The 20,170-nt window shown below is 75.1% G+C and carries 18 protein-coding genes; 10 read left to right on the top strand and 8 right to left on the bottom strand.

All coding sequences use genetic code 11. The features are described from left to right. Nucleotides 1-28 precede the first annotated feature (28 nt). The 4 genes from HOY81_RS20975 to HOY81_RS20960 all read right to left on the bottom strand — a co-directional run bounded on the left by HOY81_RS20975 (nt 29) and on the right by HOY81_RS20960 (nt 2,734). The gene (locus tag HOY81_RS20975) at nt 29-598 is read right to left on the bottom strand and encodes a phage tail protein (RefSeq protein ID WP_237322029.1); all 570 of its coding nucleotides are present in this window, start codon (nt 596-598) and stop codon (nt 29-31) included. A 100-nt stretch (nt 599-698) separates the two neighbouring features. Next, complete coding sequence (locus HOY81_RS20970; RefSeq protein ID WP_237322028.1) at nt 699-1,109, bottom strand: hypothetical protein; 411 nt, start codon at nt 1,107-1,109, stop codon at nt 699-701. Nucleotides 1,110-1,253: 144 nt separating this feature from the next. Continuing rightward, complete coding sequence (locus HOY81_RS20965) at nt 1,254-2,018, bottom strand: hypothetical protein (protein WP_237322027.1); 765 nt, start codon at nt 2,016-2,018, stop codon at nt 1,254-1,256. Nucleotides 2,019-2,266: 248 nt separating this feature from the next. After that, a complete protein-coding gene (locus tag HOY81_RS20960; protein ID WP_237322026.1) occupies nt 2,267-2,734 on the bottom strand; it encodes a helix-turn-helix transcriptional regulator in 468 nt (155 codons plus the stop codon). Between the two features lie 195 nt (nt 2,735-2,929). Between HOY81_RS20960 and HOY81_RS20955 the strand changes: the two genes are divergently transcribed. Genes HOY81_RS20955 through HOY81_RS20945 form a run of 3 tightly spaced genes read left to right on the top strand, consistent with a single transcriptional unit; the run spans nt 2,930 to nt 4,097 of the window. Beyond that, nucleotides 2,930-3,217, top strand: coding sequence for a WhiB family transcriptional regulator (locus HOY81_RS20955; protein ID WP_237322025.1), 288 nt, complete (start codon nt 2,930-2,932; stop codon nt 3,215-3,217). Then, nucleotides 3,214-3,912 (top strand): hypothetical protein, encoded by a 699-nt coding sequence (locus HOY81_RS20950; protein ID WP_237322024.1) that lies wholly within the window; start codon nt 3,214-3,216, stop codon nt 3,910-3,912. Before HOY81_RS20955 ends, HOY81_RS20950 begins: the two co-directional genes overlap by 4 nt. After that, nucleotides 3,912-4,097 (top strand): helix-turn-helix domain-containing protein, encoded by a 186-nt coding sequence (locus tag HOY81_RS20945; RefSeq protein WP_237322023.1) that lies wholly within the window; start codon nt 3,912-3,914, stop codon nt 4,095-4,097. The genes HOY81_RS20950 and HOY81_RS20945 overlap by 1 nt, the downstream gene beginning before the upstream one ends. Before the next feature lie 6 nt (nt 4,098-4,103). On the opposite strand, the gene HOY81_RS20940 is transcribed toward HOY81_RS20945, so the two are convergent. Beyond that, nucleotides 4,104-4,826: a sulfite exporter TauE/SafE family protein gene (locus HOY81_RS20940; protein ID WP_237322022.1), complete on the bottom strand. Its 723-nt coding sequence runs from the start codon at nt 4,824-4,826 to the stop codon at nt 4,104-4,106. Nucleotides 4,827-5,272: 446 nt separating this feature from the next. Here HOY81_RS20940 and HOY81_RS20935 point away from each other — a divergent pair, with 446 nt between their 5' ends. The 3 genes from HOY81_RS20935 to HOY81_RS20925 all read left to right on the top strand — a co-directional run bounded on the left by HOY81_RS20935 (nt 5,273) and on the right by HOY81_RS20925 (nt 11,221). Next, on the top strand, nt 5,273-8,533 hold the full coding sequence (locus tag HOY81_RS20935; RefSeq protein WP_237322032.1) for a sacsin N-terminal ATP-binding-like domain-containing protein: 3,261 nt from the start codon (nt 5,273-5,275) through the stop codon (nt 8,531-8,533). Nucleotides 8,534-8,795: 262 nt separating this feature from the next. Beyond that, on the top strand, nt 8,796-9,800 hold the full coding sequence (locus HOY81_RS20930; protein WP_237322021.1) for a glycosyltransferase family 2 protein: 1,005 nt from the start codon (nt 8,796-8,798) through the stop codon (nt 9,798-9,800). Nucleotides 9,801-9,847: 47 nt separating this feature from the next. After that, nucleotides 9,848-11,221 (top strand): alpha-2,8-polysialyltransferase family protein, encoded by a 1,374-nt coding sequence (locus HOY81_RS20925; RefSeq protein ID WP_237322031.1) that lies wholly within the window; start codon nt 9,848-9,850, stop codon nt 11,219-11,221. A gap of 132 nt (nt 11,222-11,353) precedes the next feature. Here HOY81_RS20925 and HOY81_RS20920 read toward each other — a convergent pair whose 3' ends face one another. Beyond that, nucleotides 11,354-12,232, bottom strand: a complete 879-nt coding sequence (locus HOY81_RS20920) for an alpha/beta fold hydrolase (RefSeq protein ID WP_237322020.1) — start codon at nt 12,230-12,232, stop codon at nt 11,354-11,356. A gap of 112 nt (nt 12,233-12,344) precedes the next feature. Between HOY81_RS20920 and HOY81_RS20915 the strand changes: the two genes are divergently transcribed. Then, nucleotides 12,345-14,282, top strand: coding sequence for an AfsR/SARP family transcriptional regulator (locus HOY81_RS20915; protein ID WP_237322019.1), 1,938 nt, complete (start codon nt 12,345-12,347; stop codon nt 14,280-14,282). A gap of 36 nt (nt 14,283-14,318) precedes the next feature. Here HOY81_RS20915 and HOY81_RS20910 read toward each other — a convergent pair whose 3' ends face one another. Further along, on the bottom strand, nt 14,319-16,823 hold the full coding sequence (locus HOY81_RS20910; protein WP_237322030.1) for an HAD-IC family P-type ATPase: 2,505 nt from the start codon (nt 16,821-16,823) through the stop codon (nt 14,319-14,321). 348 nt (nt 16,824-17,171) lie between these two features. On the opposite strand from HOY81_RS20910, the gene HOY81_RS20905 reads away from it, so the two are divergent. Continuing rightward, a complete protein-coding gene (locus HOY81_RS20905; protein WP_306423525.1) occupies nt 17,172-17,507 on the top strand; it encodes a DUF2530 domain-containing protein in 336 nt (111 codons plus the stop codon). A gap of 177 nt (nt 17,508-17,684) precedes the next feature. Beyond that, complete coding sequence (locus HOY81_RS20900; RefSeq protein WP_237322017.1) at nt 17,685-19,163, top strand: NCS2 family permease; 1,479 nt, start codon at nt 17,685-17,687, stop codon at nt 19,161-19,163. Nucleotides 19,164-19,223: 60 nt separating this feature from the next. Here HOY81_RS20900 and HOY81_RS20895 read toward each other — a convergent pair whose 3' ends face one another. Beyond that, entirely contained in the window at nt 19,224-19,406 is a 183-nt protein-coding gene (locus HOY81_RS20895) for a ribbon-helix-helix protein, CopG family (protein ID WP_237322016.1), read from the bottom strand. 154 nt (nt 19,407-19,560) lie between these two features. Between HOY81_RS20895 and HOY81_RS20890 the strand changes: the two genes are divergently transcribed. Beyond that, the gene (locus tag HOY81_RS20890) at nt 19,561-19,995 is read left to right on the top strand and encodes a MarR family winged helix-turn-helix transcriptional regulator (RefSeq protein WP_237322015.1); all 435 of its coding nucleotides are present in this window, start codon (nt 19,561-19,563) and stop codon (nt 19,993-19,995) included. The last annotated feature ends 175 nt before the right edge of the window (nt 19,996-20,170 follow it).

The following is a 20,170-nucleotide window of genomic DNA, read 5'->3' as shown; positions in this document are numbered from 1 at the left end:
GGCCGGGGTGGCCGTACGGCCGGAGGGATCAGGCGAAGGACGGGTCCGCCATGATCCAGGTGGCGAGCGGGGTGCCCGGGTCGCGGCCGACCGCCATGAAGGTGACGCCCAGCTTCAGCGAGCCCTTGCGGTTCATCTCGACCTCGTCGGTCTCGGTGACCTGGCCGCGGTGCACGATGAAGCGGTAGACGACGTCCGTGCCGTCGTTGAACTCCAGGCCGAGCATCCGCTCGTCCGGGCCCGGGTCGGCGGCGACGTCGTAGGTGTAGACGCCGGAGCCGGTCGCCGTCTCGGTGACGGCCCCGCCGCCGAAGTACAGCGGCAGGGTGTCGGAGTTGAACTGGAGCATGTCGAACTTCACCGTCAGGTCGCGGTCCGCGTAGATGAAGCGGGCCGGGCCGACGGACTGCCAGGTGTCGACGTGGGTGACCTTCTCCTTGCGGCCGAACTTCACGCCGTCGGAGCCGGTGTAGCCCAGCTCGTGCCACTCGGTGCCCCAGTCCACGGTGGTGTCCGTCGGTGCGGCGGTGCCGACCGGGGCGACGAGGATGCGGCCGTTGCCGGCGACGCGGATCTGGTTCGGGTTCAGGGAAGCCATGTACGTACTCCTTCTCGGGATACGACGCGGGCGCGGAGCCGTGGCGTCCGCGCCCATGCGAAAGGCCCCGCCGGCGGCGGGGCCTCGGGGATCGGGGGGGTCAGCCGACGGGCGTCAGCGAGAGCTGGACCGTCGTCAGGTAGCGGTTGGCGGCCGGGCGGTTCCAGTCCGGCAGCCAGCGGACGGCGTCCGCCTCCACCACGTCGGTGACGGTCGCGGTGCCGTAGGTGACACCGCGGAGCTGTACCAGGGCGGTCCGCATCGACAGCGAGTCGGTGTGGGCCGTGGCCTTGTCGGGGCCGTAGACCTCCAGCTCCAGCAGCGGGCGGTCCACATGCTCGTCGTCGAACCAGGCACCGCCGACCCGGGACACCAGCACCACGCGCTGGGTCCCGTCGAAGCCGTCGGGGGGCACGTCGTCGACGGTGATCCCGGTCATCTCCGGACGGTCGGTCAGGTAGTCCACGACCAGCCGCTCGGCGTCCGGGAACGTGAGAACGGGTCCGGTCACACGGGGTTCCTCCTTCCACGCAGGGAACGGCCCTCCGTGGCGGGAGGGCGCACAACGCAGCGGCGGAGCCGCGCCCACCGGCAGGTGGGCACAGCTCCGCCGCTGTCCCCAAGTGTGACGCACAACGTGCGGGCGCGCAACTAACTACTCGTGACCGCAGCTCTTCCGGGGCTCCGGCCGCTCCGGTCCGGGCTCCTCGGCTGGCTGCTCCCCGGCATGCTCCTCGCCGCGCTCGCCCGCTTCCTCCCGGCCGCCCGCACCGCGCCGCGGGCGCGGCGGGTTCCGGCGGAGCGGCGGGATGGTGGGGGAGCGGGAGTGCGGGTTCTTGCGGTCGAAGGCGGGCCGCGGGGGCTGCTCCGGCGGGGGTTCACCGGGCTGCGCCGGCCGCTCCCGGGGGCCGGGGCGGCGTACGGGCCGTGCGGCGGCCTCCGCACCGCCGGCTCCGCGGTCCGTACGGTCCGCTCCGGGCTCCGTACGGACCGCTCCGTCCGCGGAGGCGTCCCGCTCTCCCGGGGCCGCGGCGGTCTCCCGGTCCGGCTCCTCCGGGGCGCCGGGGCCGTCCGGCTCCGGGTCGGCACCGGTCACGGCGTCCTCCTCCCCGGCGCCGCGGCGCGGGAAGTGCAGGATGTCCGCGGGGCGCGACGGCCGGTCCGGCCCGTCGGCGGAGTGCACCAGGCGCAGCCGCCGGGCCAGTACGGCGCGGGCCCGCTCCAGCGCCGGGCGCAGCGTCTCCTCGGCATCCTGCCAGCCCTTGGCGTAGGCCCGCATCTCCGTGGTGCGGAGTTGCTCACGGGTGAGGGCGACCAGTTCGGCCGGGTGGTGGGTGCGGGTCAGCTCACCCAGGGCCTCGAGCAGTTGGCGCAGCTCCTCGTCGAACTCCTGTTGCCCGGCGTCGGCCCGGTCATGCACGCGGTCTCCCCGTTCCGGCGGTCTTTCTCTCCCGGGGTGGGGGGTGCCCAGGAACTACCAGATGGGACCGGTGTGTTGGCCTCCGTGCCCACCCGGCCGCATGCCATCGTAAGCGGTGGGTCAGCGCAGGTGGCTCGGTGTGTCGCCGGGAAACGGGCGGTGCGGGCCGTGACGCGCGCGGGCGGGCGGGGGAGAGCCCGGGCACGGCGGGGGCGCGGGACGGCCGGCGGAGCCGGGCGGTCCCGCGGTCAGCGGGCGTGCCGGTCCGCCTCCGCTCCGCCGGGCGGCAGGAACTGGCCGGCGACGCGGATGAACATCTCCCGCTGCTCCTCGGACACGCCCAGCAGGGTGGCGGCCCGTTCCAGGCTGAGCGGCGGGCCCTGCGGGCCCGGACCGCCGTCCTCCTCGTCGCCCGTGCCGGAGGCGGGGGTCGCGGCGCCCTCCGGGACCGGCAGCTCCTCCGGGCTGAGCTGGCCCGAGCGGATCAGCATGTCCCGTATCGGCACCCGCAGCACCCGGGCGAGCCGCCGCATGGTCTCCAGGTCCGGCATGCTCTGCCGTTGCAGCAGCCGGGTGACCGCGGCGCGGTGCACGCCCGCGGCGTCCGCGAGCTGCGACTTGCCGCCGCCGCGCGGGCTGTCGATGTCATAGCCGCGGTCGCGGATCACGCCCTCGATCCATGCCGCGAAGCTCTCGAGTTCCTCTGCGCCTGCCATCAGTCCGCCCAGCTCCCCTTCCTGAGGACGGCAGCATAGCGCGCTCGCAAGCACTTTGTTGCGTGCGTTCTCGTGCGAAATCGTAACGAACTCGCGGAGGTGCCGCGCAAAGCCATTGCGCGCGCACGCGCAATGTGTGATCGTGCGAGTACGCAACTTACTTTGCCCCGTCCGATCCACCGTCCCGGAGGCGTCGTGAAGCCCTACCCACCCCGTCCCGTCACCCTCCTGCCACCCCGGGAGCCCGCACCCTGGCAGCACGCCGCCGCCTGCCGCGGCCTCCCCGCCCGCACCGTCTTCGCCCGCCGGGAGCGCGACGCCCTGCCCGCCCTGCGCGCCTGCCTCCGCTGCCCCGTGCAGCAGCGCTGCGAGGAGACCGTCGCCCCCGCCGAGAGCTGGTTCGACGGGGTCAGCGCCGGCCGCCTCTGGCGCAACGGCCGCCCCGTCACCCTGCGCCTGCTGAAGGAGACCGAGGCCGCATGAGGACCCGGCACCACCGCACCGCCCCGCGTACCGGCGACCGCACCGGCGACCGGACGGACCCCCGGACCGCACCCGCCCCCAACGCCGTCCCCGCCGCCTCCGCCGAGGCCGTACGGGAGGCCGCCCGCTGGCTCGGCGCGCTGCGCCGCCAGTACCCGGAACTCCTCACCGAGCTCGCCCCCGGCGGCCGCTCGCCCGGCGCCCCGCGCCGCGCCCCCGGCCCGGCCACCCCCGACCGCCGCACGGCCCCGCTGCGGCTGCACGTCTCCGACGCGCTGCGGGACGTCACCGACGGCGTCGTCGAGCTCGAGGAGGCCGTCCGCGACCGGCTCGGCCTCGGCCGCCCCCGGCAGGCCCCCGTCCCGGAACGCCTCGACCGCCTCCTCGCCCTGCTCGACCGGACCGCCGCACACCCGGTGCTCGCCGAGCACGTCCACGCCGAGGCCCGGCGGATGGCCCGCCGCTGCGCCCGTACGCTCGGCGACACCGAACCGATGGCGCCGGTGGCGGGACGCTGCCCCTGGTGCGCCTCCGTCTCGCTGCGCGCGCTGCCGGAACGCGCCCTGGTGATGTGCATCAACCCCGGCTGCCGCTGCGACGACCCCGGCTGCGACTGCTTCACCGAGCCCGCCCACCGGCACGTCTGGCCGGAGCACGCGCTCCCCGCCGCGCCCGCCGGGGAGGGGGACCGCTGATGCTGGTCACCGGAGCCATCGCGGCCCGCGAGGCGGGGGTCGCCCCGGCGACCGTACGGAAATGGGTGCAGCTCGGCCGCCTCGCCCCGGCCGGGCGCCAGGGGCGGGCGCTCCTCTACCGCCTGGAGGACGTCTTCGCCGCGGAACGCACCACCGCCCGGGCCGGGGGGCCGGCGCGGTGCTGAGCGGGCTCACGCCAGGGAGCGGACGAGCAGGGCGGCACCGGAGCAGGCGATGACGCCGAGCAGGGCCAGGCGCACGCCGCGGGAGTCGAAGCGGCGGCGGAGCGGGCGGCCCAGCAGGTAGCCCGCGAGCACGGCGGGCACCAGCAGCAGCCCCACCTGGACCTGCACCCCGGTGAGGCGCCCGGCCACGCCCAGCACGGCCAGCGAGATCAGCGTGCCCGCGAAGAAGAAGCCGCCCAGGGTGCCACGCACCCGGGCGGCGGGCTCGTGCTGGTACAGCAGGGCCAGCGGGGGGCCGGCGATGGAGGTGAGGGTGCCGGTGACCCCGGCGGCCGTGCCGGCGGTGAGCAGCGCGGCCGGGGTCACCGTGAACCGGCGGCGGACCCGCAGCGAGAGTCCCACCGCCAGCAGCACCGTGGTCCCCACCGCGGCCCCGAGCACGCGTGGCTCCAGCACCCCGACCAGCCAGGCGCCGAGCGCCGCGCCCGGTATCCGGGCGGGCAGCCCCCAGGCCAGGCCGTGCCAGTCGATGTGCCGCCACTCCGCGCACACGGTGAGCAGCGGCAGCACCACGGTGGCGGTCAGCAGGGCGCCGGGCATCAGCGCGGGCTCCAGGACGACCAGCACCGGCGCGGCGACCAGCCCCAGGCCGAGCCCCAGGCCGCTCTGCACCACCGAGCCGGCCAGCACGGTGAGGCCGGCGACGAGGAAGAACTCCAGTTCGGGCACGACGGCTCAGCGTATCCGCCGGGCCCGCCCGCCCGTGCGGGCGTCCCGGTGCCCCGCGGGCGGCCAGGTGGCGGCCCCCCGATCGGCCCGGTCAGTACCCGGTCCGGTGCCGCAGCCGGCGGGGGTGACACGGGACGAGCCCGCCGTGACGCGCGGCCGGAGCGTCCGGGCCGGGACCGCGCTGCCGGGCCTGCGCCCGCGCGTCCGGCGCCCCCGCCCTGCCCCGCCGGGCCCGAGCCCTCACGGTCCCCGGCGCCCGTGCGCGGCCCGCACCCCATGCGCCCCTCCCGTCCGCCCGGCGTACCCACGCCCCTCGTGTGTGCCCGGCGCGCTGCGGCAACCCGGATGCCGTACCGTCACGCCAGGGCGGTTGGCACGGCCCGCATCCCCCGGGTGCGGCCACGACGGCGAGGAGGAGACGCGGCGTGAGCAGCGGCGGCACGGTGATGGTGCGGCAGGGGTCCGGCGAGGACCCGTTCGGGACCGCGCGTCTGCGGCACGGCGTGCTGGACGCATGGGCGGCCTCGCCGGCCCGGTTCCGTGAGGACGCCAACGCCGAGCAGGACCTCGCCCTCGGCGGCTATCGCGACCGGCTGGTCGTCGAACTGGCGCAGAACGCCGCCGACGCCGCGGCCCGCGCCGGCGTGCCCGGCCGGGTCCGCCTGGTACTGCGCGACGGCGTGCTGGTCGCCGCCAACACCGGCGCCCCGCTGGACGAGGCCGGCGTCGAGTCGCTCTCCACCCTGCGGGCCTCCGCCAAGCGCGACGAGAGCGCCGCGGGCACGGCCGCCGAGGGGCCGGACGCCCCCGTGGGCCGCTTCGGCGTCGGCTTCTCCGCCGTCCTCGCGGTCACCGACGAGCCCGCCGTGCTCAGCCGCACCGGCGGTGTCCGCTGGTCGCTGGCCGAGGCCCGGGAGCTGGTGCGGGAGGCCGCCGCCCGCCCGGACCACCCGGCGCCCGCCCTCCTGGAGGAGGTACGCCGCCGGGAGGGGCACGTACCGCTGCTGCGGCTCCCGCTGTCCGCCGAGGGCGCCCCGCCCGAGGGCTACGACACCGCCGTCGTGCTGCCGCTGCGCGACGGCGCCGCCCAGGAGCTGGCGGACCGGCTGCTGGCCGCGGTGGACGACGCGCTGCTGCTCACCCTGCCCGGACTCACCGAGGTGGTGCTCGACACCCCGGAGTCCGTCCGCACCCTCACCCGCCGCGCCGAGGGCCGGCACACCGTCATCGACGACGCCACCGCCCCCGCGGCGGCCGGCTCCCATCCCGGGGCCCCGGCGCCCGCCCACCCCGAGGGGGCCGTACGCCACCACACCACCCGGTGGCGGGTCGCCGCCGCCGGTGGTCGCGCTGCCGCGGAGCTCTTCGCCGACCGGCCCGTGGAGGAGCGGCTGCGCCCCTGGTGGTCGGTGACCTGGGCGGTCCCGGTGGACGCCGAGGGCGCCCCGGTACGCCCGTCCACCGCGCCCGTGGTGCACGCCCCCACCCCCACCGACGAGCCGCTGGGCGTGCCCGCGCTGCTGGTCGCCTCCTTCCCGCTGGAACCCACCCGGCGCCATGTCGCCCTCGGCCCGCTCGCCGACTTCCTGCTGGAACGCGCCGCCGAGACCTACACCGAGCTGCTGCGCGACTGGGAGCCGCCCGGCTACGGCACCGTCGACCTGGTCCCCGGCCCGCTCGGCCGTTCCGAGCTCGACGGGGAACTGCGCCGGCTGCTGCTGGAGCGGCTGCCCCGGGTGCCGTTCCTGCCGAGCGCGGCGGCCGCACCCGAGGAGGAGGGCGGCGAGGGCCCGGACGCGGAGGCCGTCGCGCTGCGCCCGCGGGACGCCGAGCTGGTCGAGGGCGCCGGTGCGGAGACCGTACGGGTCCTCGCCGAGCTCTTCCCCTCCCTGCTGCCCGCCGGGCTGGAGCGCCGCGCCGAGCTGCGCGCGCTGGAGGTCGCACGGGTGCCGCTGGGTGAGGCGATCGACCGGCTGGCCGGCGTGGAGCGGGAGGCGGCCTGGTGGCGGCGGCTCTACGACGCGCTGGCCGGCGTGGACCCGGACCGCCTCACCGGCCTGCCGGTGCCGCTGGCCGACGGGCGGACGGTCGTCGGCCCCCGGCACGTGCTGCTGCCCGCGCCCGGGGAGGGCCCGGAGGCCGCCGAGCGGCACCGCATCCTCGCCCGGCTGGGGCTCAAGGTCGCCCATCCGGACGCCGTCCACCCGCTGCTGGAGAAGCTGGGCGCCACCCCCGCCACGCCGCGCGCCGTGCTCACCACCCCGCAGGTGCGGGCCGCCGTCGCCGCCTCGCTGGACGCGGAGGAGACATGGGACGAGGACGACGGCACCCTCGCCCCGGAGGAGCTGGCGGAGACCGTCCTCACCCTCGTCGGCGAGGCCGGGCTCGGCCCCGGCGACGAGCCGTGGCTGGGCGCCCTCGCCCTCCCCGACGAGGAGGGCGAACTCGCCCCGGCGGGCGAGCTCGTCCTCCCCGGCAGTCCGTTCGCCGAGGTGATCCGCGAGGGCGAACTGCCCGCCTGTGACGCCGGGCTCGTGTCCCGCTGGGGCGAGCAGCCCCTCACCGCGGCAGGTGTGCTCGCCGGTTTCGCGCTGGTCCGCGCCACCGACGTGGTGCTCGACCCGGACGAACTGGTGGAGCCGCGCGAGGGCGACTTCGCGGAACCCGACGACACCGGCCTGCTGGACGCGGTCGACGTCTGGTGCGAGGACGCCCTGGACGCCCTGCCCGAGACCCCGGTGCCGCCGGTCGCCGCCGAACTGGTCGCCGTCCGCGACCTCGACCTGGTCGACGACGACAAGTGGCCGCAGGCCCTGGCGATGCTCTCCCGGCCGCCGCTGCGCGACGCCCTCACCCAGCCGGTGCGGGTGCTGCTGCCGGACGGCGGGACGGAGACCGTGCGGCCCTACACCGCCTGGTGGCTGCGCGGCCACCCGGTGCTGGACGGCCGCCGCCCCGCCGGGCTGCGCGCGGCCGGCGCCGACCCGCTGCTCGACGGGCTCTACGAGGAGGCGGACGCCTCCGCCCTCACCGCGCCCGGCGGCGGCCCGGACGAGCAGGTGCTGCGGGCGCTGGGCGTCCGTACGTCGGCGGCGGCCCTGCTCGGTGAACCGGGCGGCGCCGCCGAGCTGCTGGCCCGGCTCGCCGACCCGGAGTCGCCCGTCGAGCCCGGGCAGCTCCACGGGCTCTACAGCCTGCTGGCCGAGCTGGACCCGGAGGAGATCACGCTCCCGGACGAGCTGCGGGCCGTCACCGGCGACCGGACGCGGGTGGTGGACGCCACCGAGGCGGTCGTCGCGGACGCCCCCGACCTGGTGCGGCTCGCGGGCGACCGGCCGCTGCTGCCCGTACGGCCCGCCCTGGCCGCCGCGCTGGCGGCGGTGCTGGACGTGCCGCGGCTCGGCGAGGCGCTGCCGGGCGAGGTGTCCGGCGACGCGGGCACGGAGCGGTCGGTGCCGGAGGCCGTACGGGAGCTGCTGCCGGGGGCGCCGGAGCGCTATGTCGAGCACGACGAACTGTACGTCGACGGCGTGGAGGCGGACTGGCGGCGCACGCCGGACGGCACGCTGCACGCGGCCACCCTGGAGGGTCTGGCCGCCGGCCTCGCCTGGGCGGCGGGCCGCTGGGCGCGCCGCTTCGAGACGGCGGCCCTGCTGGAGGACCCCTCGCGGGCGGCCGAGCTCGCCCGCGCCCGCTGGCACGAGTGACGGCACCTGCCCGGCCCGGACGGGAGGGTTGTGATATGACTCACAAACATTTCACCGATGTTGAGGGCAACTCTCCCGCTTCGTCCTGATCGCGACCCTGCCGTTAACGTGGCGTTCACCCTTCCGTCAAGGTGACCCCTCGTCGCCCTCCTGCCCGCGACCTACGCTGAACAGCAGGCCGCAGCGCGCGGTGCCATCCGGGCCAGTCACCTCGCGGCCGCCGACCGTCCCGATCCGTACCGTTCTGCGCCTGGACCGCCTCGTGCCGAAACTCAGCGTCATCGTCCCGTTCCACAACGTTCAGGAGTACGCCTCCGACACCCTGCGCAGCCTCGCGCGCAACGCGGGGAAGCACACCGAGTTCCTCCTCGTCGACGACTGCTCCACCGACGCGACGGGGGAGATCCTCGACGCCTGGCAGGACCGGCTCCCCAACGCCCGCCTCATACGGCACGAACAGAACCGGGGCATAGCCCAGGCCCGCAACACCGGGATCGCCGAGGCCCGGGGCGACCACCTGACCTTCCTGGACGGCGACGACTGGTACGCCCCCGGCCATCTCGACGCCCTCGTCGCCGAGATGGAGCGGATCGACTGCGACTTCCTCCGCACCGACCACGTGCAGAGCACCGGCACCAAGCGCGTCATACGGCGCCCCATGGCGCCCCGACGCGGCGTCCCGCTGAACCCGCGGGACGTCATCGCGCCGCCCGACGCGGAGACCATGGTCGACTACCCGTTCGTCTGGGCCGGCGTCTACCGCACCAGCCTCTTCCAGGACCCGCAGCTGCGGTTCGCCGTGAACCTCCGCACCGCCGAGGACCGGCTCTTCATCTGGCGGCTGCACCTCGCCGCCCGCACCGTCGCCGCCACCGACCTGCTCGGCGTCTTCTACCGGCGCGGTGTCACCACCTCCCTCACCCAGATCGGCGACGACCGCCAGCTCGACTTCCTGCCCGCGTACGACACCCTCCTCGACGAGGTCACCGCGGACCGGGAGGCCGACCGCTTCCTGCCCAAGCTCGTCCGGACCTACTGCGCGATGATCGCCTTCCACGCGGCCCACTCCGGCCGCTACGAGGACGCCGTCGCCCGCGAACTCCAGCGCCGCTCCACCGAAGCGCTGCACCGCATGCCGCAGGACGTGCTGCGCGACACCCTCGCCGCGCTGGACGCCGAACGCGCCCACGTCCTGCGCAGGCTGCACCGCGGCGAGCGCGCCACGCCGCGCATACGCCCCGCCCGCACCGGACGAAAGGCGGCCTGACCGTGCCCGAGCCCTTCCCGCAGTCCGCCGCCGCGGACGCGCAGACCGTGGACGGCGCGCAGACCGTGGACGGCGTGCAGCTCTTCGAGGCCTCCACCCTCTACGGCGCCGCGACGCTCGCCGCCGCCCTGGACGCCGGGCAGTTCGGCCCGCGCGAGGGCACGCGGCGCATCCTCGTGGCGACCAACAACGCCGCCGTGCCCGAGACCTCCACGCCCTTCACCGACATGAACGGCTTCGCGGCGCTGCGCGACCGCTTCGACGAGGTCGTCGACTGGAACGCGGCCATCCGCCCCCACCACCCCAGCGGCTGGGCGCCCCGCGGCGAGGACGTACCGCTGTGGGAGCGGGCCTTCCGGCACGCCTGGAAACTGGGCGACGCACCCCTCGAACTCGCCGTCGAGTCCATCCACGCAGGCCCCGGCAAGGCGCTCAGCGGCCTCTTCGCCACCGCCACACTGCACGTCTACGCCGACGGCCTGATGAGCTACGGCCCCACCCGCAACCGGCTGCCGCGGAGCACCGCCAGCCGCATCCAGCGCCTCCTCCACCTCGACCTCGTACGCGGGCTGCGCCCGATGCTGCTCACCGAGCACGGGGTCGAGGCGGAGACCGTGCCGGACGACGCCTTCACCGCCGTCCTCGGCGAACTCGGTGCGGCCGCCGGCGACGACCCGGCCCTCGACCGCCTCGCCGCGGCCGGGCCCACCGCCGTACTGCTCGGGCAGTACCTCGCCGCCCTCGGCATCCTCGAGCCCGACGAGGAGGAGGAACTGCACGCCCGCATGCTGCGCGGCGCGGCGGCGGCCGGGCACGAGATCGTCGCCTTCAAGCCGCACCCCTCGGCGCCCGCCCGCTACTCGCAGGCCCTGGAGAAGGCCGCCGCCGACAGCGGCGTCCGGCTGCACGTGCTGGACAGCCCGGTGCTCGCCGAGGCGGTGTACGCGCGTTGCCGCCCGCGCCTCGTCGTCGGCTGCTTCTCCACGGCGCTGCTCACCGCGGCCACGTACTACGGCATCCCCATCGCCCGGGTCGGCACCGGCCTGCTGCTGGACCGCCTCACCCCGTACGAGAACAGCAACCGGGTGCCGGTGACGCTGGTGGACGCCGTGGTGCCGGCCGTCGAGGACGCCCCGGAGGCGGTGCCGGACCCGGACCCGGAGGAGGTCACCGGGCTGGTGCGCGCCGTCGGCTTCTGCATGCAGGCCGCGCTCTACCCGCGGCTGCGCACGGAGGTCTCCGCCTGGCTCTCCCGGAACCTCAACGCGGACACCCGGCGCTACTTCCGGCGCCGCCGCCTCACCTCGCTCGTCCTTCCGGGCGGCGGCACGGGTGCCCGTACCCGCATCCTCCGCCGCTACCCGCAGGTCGGCCGCGTCGCCCGCCGGGTCCGCGCGGTGCGTCGCGCGGCCCGCGGGTGAGGGGCTGCGGTGGTGCTGCGCTAGGCGGACCGGCACCTCACCCGGGCCGCCACCCGTTCGACGTCACGGCCGGCGGCCCCGGCCGGGACCCGCGCCGACGGCGGCCCAGCCGGCGCGTCGAGAACGGGAGGCTCAGCGGGCCAGCAGGCTTTGGATCGCGTCCGCGATCTCGTCGGGTGCCTCTTCGGCCATGAAGTGCCCGGCGCGGGTCAGCCGGTGGTCCAGATCCGAAGCCCACGCCTTCCACACCCCGGCGGCGTCGTAGCCGAGCTGCGCGCCCCAGTCCTGCTGGACGACCGTCACGGGCATGGCCAGCTGCGACCCGGCGTCCAGGTCCGCTTGGTCGTGCATGACGTCGATGTCCGCCGAGGCCCGGTAGTCCGCGACGATCGACGTCACCGCCGCGGCGCTGGCGCGCAGGTATGCGGCACGTACCTCCTCGGGCATGGCGGCCGGGTCGTCGGCCCAGGCGTCGAGGAACGAGCCGAAGAACGCGTCCGCGCTGCCTGCGATCATCGTCTCCGGCAGGCCCGGCGGCTGCGCCATCAGGAAGAGGTGGTAGCCGACCGCCGCCGAGGTGCCCCGCAGGACGTTCCACATGTCGAGCGTCGGCACGATGTCGAGGATGCCCAGGTGCGTGAGGGTCTCAGGGTGGTCCAACCCCGCCCGGAAGGCGACCAGGGCGCCTCGGTCGTGGCCGACGAGGGCGAAGCGCTCGTGGCCGAGCGCCGCCGCCAGGGTCACGACGTCGGCGGCCATGGTGCGCTTGGCGTACACCTCGGGTCCGGTGGCCGCCGGCTTGTCGCTGGCGCCGTAGCCCCGCAGGTCAGGACAGATCACCGTGTGCTCGCCGGCGAGTCGCTCGGCGACGTGTCGCCACATCAGGTGGGTCTGGGGAAACCCGTGCAACAGCACGACCGGGCTGCCGCTGCCGCCGACAGCTGCAGCCAGCTCCACACCGTCCGCACCGGGCAGGCGGAGGTGATCGAAGCCGGGAATGGTGAGCGTCATGAGGGACCACCCTTGCGGGTCGGGGACGTGACCGGATCAGCTTGGGCGAGGGCGATCAGCAGCCGATCAGTACGGTCGGGCGCAGCCGGCCCCTGGCACGGAGAATGGGGGCATGCGAATCGACGTGCTCGGTGTGGTGCGTGCCCTCCGCGACGACGGCAGCCCGGTCGACCTGGGCGGGCCCCGCCACCGCGAGGTACTCGCCCGGCTCGTCGCCGCCGAGGGACGGATGGTCACCACCGACACCCTTGTCGATGACCTGTGGACCGATCCGCCTGCCCGCGCCGTGGGTGCTCTGCGTACGTTCGTCGCCGCGCTGCGCCGCGCCCTCGAACCCGGCCGGCCGCCCCGCGATCCGCCGCGCGTCCTCGTCACCGAAGGTCCCGGCTACGCGCTGCACCTGCCGCGCGAGGACGTGGACGTCCACCGGTTCCAGGACACCCTGGCCCGAGCCCGCCGCACCCCCGACGCGGTGACCGACCTCGGCGCGGCACTCGCGGCCTGGCGCGGACCCGCCTACGCCGATGTGACCGGCTCCGCATGGGCGCAGCGCGAACGGACCCGGCTGGAGGAGTCGAGGTCGGAGGGGGTGGAACTGCGCGCCCGCATCCTCCTCGACTCCGGGGAAGGGGCCGAGCTCGTCGTCGAACTGGGTGCCCATGTCGCCGAACACCCGTGGCGCGAGCCGGCCTGGGGGCTGCTTGCCCGCGCGCTGTACCGCGCGGGCCGCCGGGCCGACGCTCTCGCCACCCTCCGGCGTGCCCGCGCGATGCTCGTCGACCGACTCGGACTCGACCCCGGTGACGACCTTCAGCGCCTGGAGACGGAGATCCTCAACGGGTCCGTGCCCCCCGAAGGAGCATGTACCGCGTGGACCGGCCCTGGTGTCCGGCTCGGCCCGCGCATCACCGTGGACCTGGCCCGCACCCTCGCGCTGGCGGGCGGCGACGCCCTCGTCCGCTCGCGGCGCGACCGCCTCGCCGCCATCCGCGCGGCGGAACGCACGGGGGACCTCTCCCTGACCGCCCGGATCATCGGCGCCTACGACGTGCCCGCCATCTGGAGCCGGGCCGACGACCCCGGGCAGTCCCGCGCCGTCGTCGCGGCTGCCGAGCGCACGCTCACCGGGCTCGGCCCGGACGGCCCCGCCGACCTGCGCGCCCGCCTCCTGGCCACGGTCGCCGTCGAGAGCCGCAGCGCCGATCTGTCCGGGACCGGGCTGGAGCACGCGCAGCAGGCGGCGCGTCAGGCCGAGGAGCTGGCACGGGGCCTGTCCGATCCCGCCCTGCTGGCCTTCGCCCTCAACGGGGTGTTCCTGCAGTCCTTCAGCAGCCCCGGCCTCGCGGCGGCACGGGACAGGACCGGCGCCGAGATCCTCGACCTGTCCACCCGACACGAGCTGCCGCACTTCGCCGTACTCGGCCGACTCGTCCGCCTGCAATCGGCCTCGGCCCTCGGCGACCTCGACGCCGCGACCTCGCATGCCGATGCAGCCGACCAGCTCGCCGCCACGACCGAGGCGCCCCTCGTCCCCGTCCTCACCGGGTGGTTCAGGGCCCGGGCCACGGCCGCCCGCAGCGCTGAACCCGGGGGACCGACCGCCGCCACGGCGGCAGCGCAGTACCGCGCTGCCGAGGAGGCCCTCCGGACGGCCGGAATGCCGGGGCTGCACCGCGGCCTGTTCCCGCTCGCCCTCCTGGGACTGCGCCTGCTGCACGACCGGCCCGCGCCCACCGACCCGCACCTCGACTGGGGCCCGTACGGGCCCTGGACGCGCCCCCTCGTGCTGCTCGCCCAGGGCCGGGGCGAGCAGGCCCGTACCGCCCTCGCTGCGGCGCCCGAACCACCGCGTGATCACATGCAGGAGGCCCTGTGGTGCCTGACCGCCCGTGCCGCCGTGCGCCTCGGCGAGCGCGGAATCGCCGCGCACGCTGAGGCTGTCCTGCGTGACGCCTGGGCAGAACACGCCGGCGCCGCCGGCGGAATGCTGACCCTGGGCCCGGTGGCGCGGTACCTGGCAGAGGCGGAGGCATGCGCCCGAGCGGGGTGAGCGACCGCAGTCAGCGAACGCCGAGCACGGCCGCACTCACCCCACGGCCCCGGCGGAACCAGGTCGCGCCGCCTCGGCCGCCTCCTCGGCGGCGAGCCGGCGCCTCACCGCCCGCCAGGCGATCTCCAGCAGCACCGCCGTCGCGGCCGCCACGCCGACCGCCGTCCACGGCATCGTGGTGCCGACCAGCCGGAGCTGGAAGAAGTCCTGCAGCAGAGGCGTGGCCAGCACGACGAGGAAGCCGAGCCCCATCGTCAGCACCAGCCCGATGCGCCACCAGGTGTAGGGGCGCGCCACGATCGCCAGGATCCACAGGGCCACGAGGAAGAGCGTCAGCGTCGCCGCGCTGGTCTCCGCGCGCAGCGCCTGCGCGCCGCCGTAGTGCGCACGGGCCAGCAGGTACGTCACGAAGGTCGCCGTCGCCGCCAGCAGCCCGGAAGGGACGGCGTACCGCATCACGCGCCGCACGAAGTGCGGCCGGGCGCGCTCCTTGTTGGGGGCCAGAGCCAGGAAGAAGGCCGGGACCCCGATGGTCAGCGAGCCGAGCAGGGTGAGGTGGCGGGGCAGGAAGGGATAGGGGAGCTGCCAGCAGATCACCAGCAGGGCGAGCAGCACCGAGTAGACGGTCTTGGTGAGGAAGAGCGTCGCGACCCGCTCGATGTTGCCGATGACGCGGCGGCCCTCGGCGACCACCGAGGGGAGGGTGGCGAAGCTGTTGTTCAGCAGCACGATCTGCGCCACCGCCTTGGTGGCCTCCGAGCCGGAGCCCATGGAGACGCCGATGTCGGCGTCCTTGAGGGCGAGCACGTCGTTGACGCCGTCGCCGGTCATCGCGACGTTGTGGCCGCGGGACTGGAGCGCGCCGACCATGTCCCGCTTCTGCTGCGGGGTGACGCGGCCGAAGACCGCGCCGTCCTCGAGGGCGTGCGCCATCGCCTCCGGTTCCTGCGGGAGGCGGCGGGCGTCCACGGGCGTCCCGGCGCCCGGCAGGCCGAGCTTGCCGGCGACGGCGCCGACGGAGACGGCGTTGTCGCCGGAGATGACCTTGGCGTCGACGCGCTGGTCGGCGAAGTAGGCCAGGGTGTCCGGGGCGTCGGGCCGGAGCCGCTGCTCCAGCACGACGAGGGCGACGGGACGCGTGCCCTCCGCCGTCCCGCCGTCCGCGTCCGTGCCCGTACCACGGTCGCTGTCCGTACCGCGGTCGCCGCTTCCCCCGCGGTGGCCGCTCCCGCGGCCGTCCGTGTCCGCCTCGGGGGCCGGGGCGCCGAGCGGGGCGTCCGTGCGGGCCAGCAGGAGCACGCGCAGGCCCTGCGCGTTGAGGTCGTCGATGCCGGCGAGCAGCGGGTCCCCGGCCGGCAGCAGGATGTCGGGGGCGCCCATCAGCCAGGTGCCGCGCGTGCCGTCCGGCTCGGTGAAGGCGGCGCCGCCGTACTTGCGGGCGGAGGAGAAGGGGAGTGTGCCGGTGCAGTGCCAGCCGTCCTCCGCGGGGGCGGGGTAGGCGTCCTTGACGGCCTGGAGGCTGGCGTTGGGCCGCGGGTCGGCCGCGCCGAGGGCGCCGAGGACGCGGCGGGTGTGCGCCGGGTCGGCGCCGTCGAGCAGGCGCAGCTCGGTGACGTCCATCCCGCCTTCGGTGAGGGTGCCGGTCTTGTCCAGGCAGACGACGTCGACCCGGGCCAGGCCCTCGATGGCGGGCAGCTCCTGCACGAGGCACTGCTTGCGGCCGAGCCGGATGACGCCGATGGCGAAGGCGATCGAGGTGAGCAGGACCAGGCCCTCCGGCACCATCGGCACGATGCCGCCCACCATGCGGCGTACGGCCTCGTCGACGTCCCGGCTCTCCACGTAGAGCTGGCTGAGGATCAGGCCGACCGCCGTCGGGACCATCATCCAGGTGACGTACTTCAGGATGCGGCTGATGCCGTTGCGCAGCTCGGAGTGGACGAGGGTGAAGCGGGACGCCTCCTCGGCGAGCTGGGCGGCGTAGGCCTCGCGGCCGACCCGGGTGGCGGTGAAGGCGCCGGTGCCGGCCACGACGAAGCTGCCGGACAGCACCGGGTCTCCCGGCCGCTTGAGGACCGGGTCGGCCTCGCCGGTGAGCAGCGACTCGTCGACCTCCAGCCCCGCGGCCTCGACCACCTCGCCGTCGACCACGACCTTGTCGCCGGGGCCGAGCTCGAGGAGGTCGTCCAGGACGATGCCGGAGGTGGGCAGTTCCACGGCGCGCCCGTCGCGCCGGACGGCCGGCCGGGACTCGCCGATCACCGCGAGGCTGTCCAGGGTGCGCTTGGCGCGCAGCTCCTGGACGATGCCGATGCCGGTGTTGGCGAGGATCACGAAGCCGAAGAGGCCGTCCTGGATCGGGCCGACGAGCAGGATGATCAGGAAGAGCACGCCGATGAGGGCGTTGAAGCGGGTGAAGACGTTCGCGCGCACGATGTCGGCGGCGCTGCGGCTGCTGCGGACCGGGACGTCGTTGACGTCCCCGCGGGCGACGCGCTCCGCGACCTCGGCGGCGCTCAGGCCCGCCCGGCGCACGGCCACGACGGTGGGCGCGCCGTCGTCGGCCCCGCGCTGGGCCGTCGTGCTGCCGTCTCCCCGCGTGCTGCCGGGCCTCGTTCCGTCTCCCCGCGTGCTGCCGGGCCTCGCCGCGTCTCCCCCGGCGGCGCCGCCCTCCGCCCCCTGCGCACCTGGCGCCCCATGCGTCATGGGTCCGAAGGTACGGGGATTTCCCGGACCGCGTGCGGAGATCACCCCACGAGGAGGCGACGTGGGGGGGAGGCGTCCGGGGGCTGCCCGGGCCCGCCCAGGAGGGCGGATACGCTGGCGGACAGGCGCTCCCGTACGGGGCGCGGCCCCGCGAGGGGACAGGACCGGGGAGGAGTCGCACCGATGGGCCTGATGACCAGGTGGACCGACGGTGAGCGCGAGGCGCCGGAGCCGCTCGAGGGCAACGTCGTCGCGACGGTCGTCACGGGCACGCTGGTCTGGCTCGTGCTGTTCCTCGCACAGCTCCCCTTCTACGGCTGGTACGACGACCATGGCCACGCCTGGTGGATCTGGACCTGCGCGGCCGGGGCCGGGCTGGGGCTGGTGGGCCTCTGGTACGTGCGACGCCGGGAGGCGTCGCTGCGCCGCGGGGCGGGCGTTCGTACGCGGGACGAGGGGGACGGCGGCCCCGCGGACGGGGGTTCCGCGGGTTCTGCGGACGGCGCGGACCGCGGCTGAGGCACGCGGGCCTGCGGCAGTGCGAGCACGTGGCGGGCCGCGTGGGGTCCGTCATGTCTACGCGCGGAGATTGGCCATCTGCTCGTTCGTTTGTTCATACTGAAACGGTCTGGATCCGGCCGGAATCTTTCGTCGGAACCTCCAGAAGCACTCTCCGCAGCCCCACAGAGGTCCCGCATGCCCCGTTCGGCCACCAGCACCCCGGTCGGCACCGCCGCTCGGCCCCCGGAGCCCTCCGGCCGTCCCCAGAGTTCCCTGGACAGGTTCTTCCGGATCTCCGAGCGCGGCTCCACCCTCGCCCGGGAAGCCCGCGGCGGTCTGGCCACCTTCTTCGCGATGGCCTACATCATCGTGCTGAACCCGATCATTCTCGGCGCCGGTGAGGACAAGTTCGGCCAGCAGCTCGACAACACCCAGCTCGTCACCGCCACCGCGTTGATGGCCGGGCTCACCACCCTGCTCATGGGGGTGATCGGCAACGTGCCGATCGCTCTCGCCGCCGGCCTCGGCATCAACGCCGTGGTCTCCCTCCAGCTCGCACCGCAGATGAGCTGGCCGGACGCGATGGGCATGGTGGTGCTGGCGGGCCTGGTGCTGATGATCCTGGTCGCCTCCGGGCTGCGGCAGCGGGTGATGGACGCCATCCCGAACGGCCTGCGCCGCTCCATCGCCATCGGCATCGGCCTCTTCATCACCCTGATCGGCCTGGTCGACTCGGGCTTCGTCACCCGGAACCCGGACGCCGCCGGCACCACCGTGCCGCTCGGCCTCGGTCAGGGCGGCCAGCTCCAGGGCTGGCCGGTGCTGATCTTCGTGCTCGGGCTCGCGCTGATGTTCGTGCTGGTGGTGCGGAAGACGCGCGGGGCGATCCTGATCGGCATCGTCGCCCTGACCGTGGTCGCCGTCGTGGTGAACGCGCTGGCGGAGGTCCCGGACGCCGCCTGGGGCCTGGCGGTCCCGGAGCTGCCGGACAGCGTGGTGAGCAGCCCGGACTTCGGCCTGATCGGGGACGTCAGCCTCTTCGGCGGCTTCTCCGAGGTCGGCGTGCTGACCGGCTGTCTCTTCGTCTTCACCGTGCTGCTCTCCGGCTTCTTCGACGCCATGGGCACGATCATCGGCGTCGGCGAGGAGTCCCGGCTCACCGACGAGAACGGGCAGCTTCCCGGCATGGGCCGCATCCTCATGGTGGACGGCGCGGCGGTCGCGGGCGGCGGCTTCGGCTCCTGCTCGGCCAACACCTGTTTCGTGGAGTCCACGGCCGGCGTCGGCGAGGGGGCCCGTACCGGACTGGCCAACCTGGTGACCGGAGGGCTCTTCCTGCTGGCGCTGGTCTTCACGCCGCTGGCCACCGTGGTGCCCTCGCAGGCGGCGACGCCCGCGCTGGTGGTGGTCGGCTTCCTGATCATGGCGTCGAACGTCCGCGAGATCGACTGGGCGGACCCGACCGTGGGCATCCCGGCCTTTCTGACCATGGTGTCGATGCCCTTCACCTACAGCATCACCAACGGCATCGGCATCGGGGTGCTGGCCTTCATCCTGCTGCGGGCGGCGACCGGCCGGTTCCGCGACGTGCCGTGGCTGCTGAACGTCGTCGGGGCCTGTTTCCTGGTGTACTTCCTGCTCGACCCGATCGAGCAGCTCCTCGGGGTGACGTAGCCGGCGGCCCCGGCGTGACCCGCCCGGTGCGGCGGGCGGCTCAGCTCTGTGCGCAGGCGGTCAGGTGCGTCCGTAGAAGCGTTCCGTCTCCTCGACGGCGGCCTGGAAGCGCTGGTCGAAGTCGTCGCGTACGAGCGTGCGCAGCACGTAGTCCTGCACGGTCAGGCCGCGCTTGGCGGCGTGGTCGTGCAGGCGTGCGAACAGCTCGCTGTCCATGCGCAGACTGAGCACCTTCGATGTCATGTACCCCACCGTCACGGGTGCGGGTGGGTCGGCGCGACGGGATGGGGTACTACCTCACCCGTACGTGTGATGAGCAGACCGGTGAACCGGTCGTGTCGGTCGTCACCGCGTCCACCCGTAGTCGTTAGCTCGGGTAATGAGTTATGCTAATGACATGCCGGAACTGTCCTCGCCCGACGACGCCGCCGTGAACGCACTCCGCTCCGCCGTGATGCGCCTCTCGCGGAGGCTGCGGCACCAGCGCGTCGACGAGTCGCTCAGTCCCACCGAGATGTCGGTGCTGGGCACCCTGGCACGCTGCGGCTCCGCCACCCCGAGCGAGCTGGCGCGCCGGGAGCACGTCCAGCCGCCGTCGATGACCCGCATCGTGGCCATGCTGGAGAGCAAGGAACTCGTCCGCATGGAGCCGCACCCCGAAGACCGCCGGCAGAAGGTGGTCACCCAGACCGAACGGGCCGAGTCCATGCTCGCCGCCAGTCGCCGCAAGCGGAACGCCTGGCTGGCGGAGCTCGCGGGCCGGCTCGACGATGAGGAGTGGGCGAAGCTGCGCGAGGCCGCTCCCGTCCTGGAGAAGCTCGCGCACCTGTGACACGTGACGAACCAGCGTGACGAGAAAGGGAGGCACCCTCCTTGAGTCCGGGCCACGGAGAACACTCCGCACCCGCACCGACCGAGAACACCCCGACCCCCGACACCCCGACCGAGCAGTCCCGCCCCGGGCAGCCGGCGGCCGACGCGCACGCCGGGACCGCGGCGGACCGCGA

This window comes from Streptomyces sp. JJ36 (genome assembly GCF_021696945.1).
Classification (GTDB): Bacteria; Actinomycetota; Actinomycetes; order Streptomycetales; family Streptomycetaceae; genus Streptomyces.
Note: the sequence above shows the minus strand (reverse complement) of the source record. Positions and strands in the feature narration are given on the sequence as shown.

What these genes read in the sequence shown, in the direction of transcription:
- HOY81_RS20905 (WP_306423525.1), top strand. Translation starts at nt 17,172, where the DNA reads ATGGGCCTGATGACCAGGTGGACCGACGGTGAGCGCGAGGCGCCGGAG.
- HOY81_RS20945 (WP_237322023.1), top strand. Translation starts at nt 3,912, where the DNA reads ATGCTGGTCACCGGAGCCATCGCGGCCCGCGAGGCGGGGGTCGCCCCG.
- HOY81_RS20935 (WP_237322032.1), top strand. Translation starts at nt 5,273, where the DNA reads ATGGTGCGGCAGGGGTCCGGCGAGGACCCGTTCGGGACCGCGCGTCTG.
- HOY81_RS20960 (WP_237322026.1), bottom strand. Translation starts at nt 2,734, where the DNA reads ATGGCAGGCGCAGAGGAACTCGAGAGCTTCGCGGCATGGATCGAGGGC.
- HOY81_RS20920 (WP_237322020.1), bottom strand. Translation starts at nt 12,232, where the DNA reads ATGACGCTCACCATTCCCGGCTTCGATCACCTCCGCCTGCCCGGTGCG.
- HOY81_RS20890 (WP_237322015.1), top strand. Translation starts at nt 19,561, where the DNA reads ATGCCGGAACTGTCCTCGCCCGACGACGCCGCCGTGAACGCACTCCGC.
- HOY81_RS20950 (WP_237322024.1), top strand. Translation starts at nt 3,214, where the DNA reads ATGAGGACCCGGCACCACCGCACCGCCCCGCGTACCGGCGACCGCACC.
- HOY81_RS20915 (WP_237322019.1), top strand. Translation starts at nt 12,345, where the DNA reads ATGCGAATCGACGTGCTCGGTGTGGTGCGTGCCCTCCGCGACGACGGC.
- HOY81_RS20975 (WP_237322029.1), bottom strand. Translation starts at nt 598, where the DNA reads ATGGCTTCCCTGAACCCGAACCAGATCCGCGTCGCCGGCAACGGCCGC.
- HOY81_RS20895 (WP_237322016.1), bottom strand. Translation starts at nt 19,406, where the DNA reads ATGACATCGAAGGTGCTCAGTCTGCGCATGGACAGCGAGCTGTTCGCA.
- HOY81_RS20900 (WP_237322017.1), top strand. Translation starts at nt 17,685, where the DNA reads ATGCCCCGTTCGGCCACCAGCACCCCGGTCGGCACCGCCGCTCGGCCC.